Here is a 4,711-nt window from a genome sequence, read left to right on the forward strand (position 1 = left end):
TACCAGTTTGCGAGCTGGAGTGATGGTGGTGCGGCCACGCACACCATTGCCACGCCGGTGGCCAACACCACCTACACCGCCACCTACACCGACATCGGGGTGGCGACCAATGAACCGCCTGTTGTGGCCATCACCGCCCCAGCCAACAACAGCAGCGCCACCAGCGGCGTGGCCGTCACGCTGACTGCCACGGCCTCGGACATCGACGGCACGGTGGCGAGCGTCGCGTTCTTCGAGAACGGTGTGCTGATCGGCGCCGCCGACTCCTCTTCGCCGTTCGGCGTCAGCTGGACGCCGTCGACCACCGGCACACGCTCGCTGACGGCGCGTGCGACCGACAACTTTGGCGACACCACCACCAGCGCGGTGGTCGGCGTGATGGTCAACCCGCCCGGAGCCGACTCCCAGGCACCCGTGGCCACGATGACATCGCCCGAGAACCTGGCCGACAACCTCACCGGCACCTTGACCCTCACCGCCAGCGCCACCGACAACGTGGGTGTGACGAGCATCGAAATTCAGGTCGATGGCGTGCAGGAGGGCCCCACCGGCAGCGGCTCGCCGCACAGCGTGCAGTTGGACTCGACCAGGTACGCCTCGGGCCAGCACATCGTGCGTGCCCGGGCACGCGATGCGGCGGGTAATGTCTCGTCGTGGGCCACGTCGATCGTGCGGTTCGGCGGCAGCCGCAGCCAGCCGGCCGGCATCACGCGTGTCGAAGACTGGGCCGCCGGGTTCTTCAGTGCGACCGCCTTTGCACAGACGCCCGATGGCCGCATGTTCGTCGCCCAGCAAGGCGGGCAACTGCGGGTGGTGACGACGACCGGGTCGGTGCTGGCCACGCCCTTTATCACGCTGACGGTCAACGACGAGGGCGAGCGTGGCCTGCTTGGTGTGGCCCTGCACCCCAATTTCGCCAGCAACCGCTACGTTTACCTGTACTACACGACGCCGGAAAACGGCATCCACAACCGCATCAGTCGCTTCACCGCCAACGCATCCAACCCCAACATTGTGTCGGTCGGCAGCGAGCTGCGCATCGCCGACCTGCCCACCCTCAGTGCGCCCGTCCACAACGGCGGGGCCATGCACTTCGGCAGCGACGGCAAGCTCTACGTGGCGGTGGGTGATAACTCCGAAAGCTCCAGGGCGCCAGACCAGAACGACCCGCTCGGCAAGATGCTGCGCTTCAACGACGATGGCAGCATCCCGAGCGACAACCCGTTCTGCACCACGGCGGGCACGTTGCGCTGTGCGGTCTGGGCGCGTGGCCTGCGCAACCCGTTCACCTTCGCCGTGCGCCCGAGCGACGGGCGCATCCACATCAACGACGTCGGTGGGAACGAGTGGGAAGAGGTCAACGTCGGCGTGCCAGGTGCCAACTACGGCTGGCCGGCCAGCGAAGGTCCGAACGTCCCTGCGGGGGTGACCGCGCCGCTTTATGCCTACGACCACGACGACTCGCCGGCCTCGGGTGGCGGTGGTTTCTTCGATGGGTGTGCCATCACCGGCGGTGCGTTCTACCCAGACAGCGAGCCATTTCCCGCGGCCTACCGCGGCAGCTACTTCTTCACCGACTTCTGCAACCAGGTGATCGGGCGCGTCGACCTGGCCAACGGCAATGCGGCCTATGCCTTTGGCCGCGCGCCCAGCTGGCCGGTGGGCATGTTGACGGGGTTGGACGGCGCCTTGTACGTGCTCACGCAAAGCGGCATCACGCGCTTCAGCGCGCCTTGACGCGGCGGATTCTTACGGTGCGAGGCGACACCGTCCGATGAACGGGTGGTGAGCTGACTTCTACATTGGATTGAAGCAGCGCAGGTACGGCAGTCGGCGGCGCTCGATCCCATGGAGTGTTGCAGCCATGACACCCTCACCTGTGCGCGCGATCCGCGCTGCCCGCGCGTTGGCGGCCGTTTTCACCAGCCTGGCCTTGGTGGCCTGTGGTGGAGGTGACAACGACGTTTCGTCCGACAACACACAGCGTGAGTCTGCGCAGGCGCTGACGTGGATCCGAGTGGCCAGTGAAGGCCAGACCTTCACCCTGGTCGAGAGCCGGATCGTTCGCTACGGCGCAGACACCCGCTGGGTGGAAAGGACGCTGTCGGGAACCGTGGCGTGCACCAACGCCACCTTTGGATCGGACCCGGCTTTTGGCGTGGCCAAGTCATGCCAGGTTCAAGAGGACTCTTCCCCCGTCGGGCAGTGGACGCGCATCGCCACCGAAGGGCAGGCCTTCACCGTCACCGGCACCCGCGTCGTGCGCTACGGCACAGGGACGCGCTGGTTGCAACGCTCGGTCACCAACAGCGGCCAGTGCACCAATGCATTTTTTGGCGGCGACCCCGCATATGGTGTCACCAAGGCCTGCGAGGTGCAGACCAGCTCGAACCAGTCGCCCGTGGCCACGATCGCGAGCCCCGCGGTCGGTGCCACCTTCCGCGCCGGCGACACGATCAGCTTCTCAGGCAGTGGCACCGACGCCGAAGATGGCGCAGTGCCTGCGACCCGGTTGACCTGGTGGGCCGAGCTGCACCACGACACGCACAGCCACCCGTTCCAGCCGCAGACCGTGGGCGCGACCGGGCAGGTCACGATCCCCACCCAGGGCGAGACCGCGGCCACCATCTTCTACCGCTTCCACCTGCGTGCGACCGACAGCGCAGGTGCCACCCACGTGGTGACGCGCGACATCCAGCCGCAGACGGCGCAGGTCACCGTGACCACCGCGCCAGCGGGCCTGTCGCTCACGCTCGATGGCCAGCCGATCACCGGCCCGACCTCGTTCACCGGCGTGGTCGGCATCGAGCGCGCGCTGATGGCGCCCGACACGCAGAACCTCAACGGCCGACGTTACCAGTTTGCGAGCTGGAGCGACGGCGGCGCGACCACGCACACTATTTCCACACCGGTGGCCAACACCACCTACACCGCGACCTACACCGACATCGGGCCCGTGACCAACACGCCGCCGACGGTGGCCATCACCGCCCCGGCGAACAACAGCACCGCCACCAGCGGCGTGGCCGTGTCGCTGGTGGCAAGCGCCAACGACAGTGACGGCAGCGTGGCCAGCGTCGCGTTCTTCGAGAACGGCGTGCAGATCGGCGCCACCGACACCTCCTCACCTTACGGCGTGAGCTGGACGCCATCGGCCACCGGCACACGCTCGCTGACGGCGCGCGCCACCGACAACCTGGGCGCGGTCACGATGAGCGGCGCAGTCAGCGTCACCGTCAACAGCTCGGGTGGTGACACGCAGGCGCCCGTTGCCACGCTGACGTCACCGGCCAACCTGGCCAGCGGCCTCGCCGGCACGCTGACGCTCAGCGCCAGCGCGAGCGACAACGTCGGCGTGACCGGCGTCGAGTTCCAGGTCGACGGCGTGCAGATCGGCAGCACCGACACCAGCGCGCCCTACAGCGTGACGGTGGACTCGAATCTTTATGCATCGGGGCAACACGTGATCCGCGCCCGTGCGCGTGACGCGGCCGGCAACCTCTCGGCCTGGGCCACCGCCACCGTGCAGTTCGGCGGCACCCGCAACCAGCCGGCGGGCATCACCCGCACCGACCAGTGGGTTGCCGGCCTGTCCAGCGCCACCGCGTTTGCGCAGGCCCCTGACGGGCGCATGTTCGTCACCCAGCAAGGTGGGCAACTGCGGGTCGTCAGCGCGGGTGTGCTGCTGAGCGCCCCCTTCATCACGCTGACGGTTGACCCGGTGGGCGAGCGTGGTCTGCTGGGCGTGGCCTTGCACCCCAACTTCGCCAGCAACCGCTACGTCTACCTCTACTACACGACACCCCAGGGCGGCACGCACAACCGCATCAGCCGCTTCACGGCCAACGCATCCAACCCGAACATCGTGTCAGCGGGTAGCGAGCTGCGCATCGCCGATTTGCCCACTCTGTCGGGAGCGACCAACCACAACGGCGGCGCCTTGCACTTCGGCAACGACGGCAAGCTCTATGTGGCCGTGGGCGACAACGCCAACAGCGCGAACGCGCCTGACCTGAACACGCCGTTCGGCAAGATGCTGCGCTTCAACGACGACGGCAGCATCCCGAGTGACAACCCGTTCTGCACCACGGCCGGCACGCTGCGCTGCGCCATCTGGGCACGCGGCCTGCGCAACCCGTTCACCTTTGCCGTGCGCCGAAGCGACGGGCGGATCCACATCAACGACGTGGGTGCGGGCTCGTGGGAAGAGATCAACCTCGGCGTGCCGGGCGCCAACTACGGCTGGCCGGCGACCGAAGGGCCGACCAATGCAGCGGGGGTGACGGCGCCGCTGTTTGCCTACGACCACACGGCAGAGGCCACCGGGCCGGCCGGGTTCTTCAATGGCTGCGCCATCACCGGCGGCGCGTTCTACCCGACCGACAGCGGCCCGTTCCCTGTGGCCTACCGGGGCAGCTATTTCTTCACCGACTTCTGCACCCCGTTCATCGGCCGTGTCGACATGGCCAACGGCAATGCGGCCTACACCTTCGGCCGGGTCGCAGGCCAGGCGGTGGGCATGCTCACGGGGCTGGACGGCGCCTTGTACGTGCTCACCCAAAGCCGCATCACCCGCTTCAGTGCACCGTGACGCGCTCTAGGCGTCGATCGTTACGCCCCTCATCGCGCCCTCAACCACCGGGCGCGTGAGGGTCGGCGCAAACGCCTCGATGAACGCGTAGACGTAGCCCCGCAACCAGGCGCCACGGCG

2 protein-coding genes and 1 pseudogene are annotated in these 4,711 nt (G+C 67.8%); 2 read left to right on the plus strand and 1 reads right to left on the minus strand.

Annotated features, from left to right (window positions below; translation table 11 throughout):
- A partial coding sequence (locus RMO40_RS04325; RefSeq protein ID WP_309716804.1) for a PQQ-dependent sugar dehydrogenase occupies nucleotides 1-1,737 on the plus strand: 1,737 nt, incomplete at its 5' end.
- 127 nt (nucleotides 1,738-1,864) lie between these two features.
- Nucleotides 1,865-4,591, plus strand: a complete 2,727-nt coding sequence (locus RMO40_RS04330; RefSeq protein WP_309716807.1) for a PQQ-dependent sugar dehydrogenase — start codon at nucleotides 1,865-1,867, stop codon at nucleotides 4,589-4,591.
- A gap of 6 nt (nucleotides 4,592-4,597) precedes the next feature.
- Here RMO40_RS04330 and RMO40_RS04335 read toward each other — a convergent pair.
- Nucleotides 4,598-4,711: pseudogene (locus RMO40_RS04335) on the minus strand (transcriptional regulator); the annotation flags it as partial.

The organism is Rhizobacter sp., assembly GCF_031412075.1.
Lineage (GTDB): Bacteria > Pseudomonadota > Gammaproteobacteria > Burkholderiales > Burkholderiaceae_C > Rhizobacter.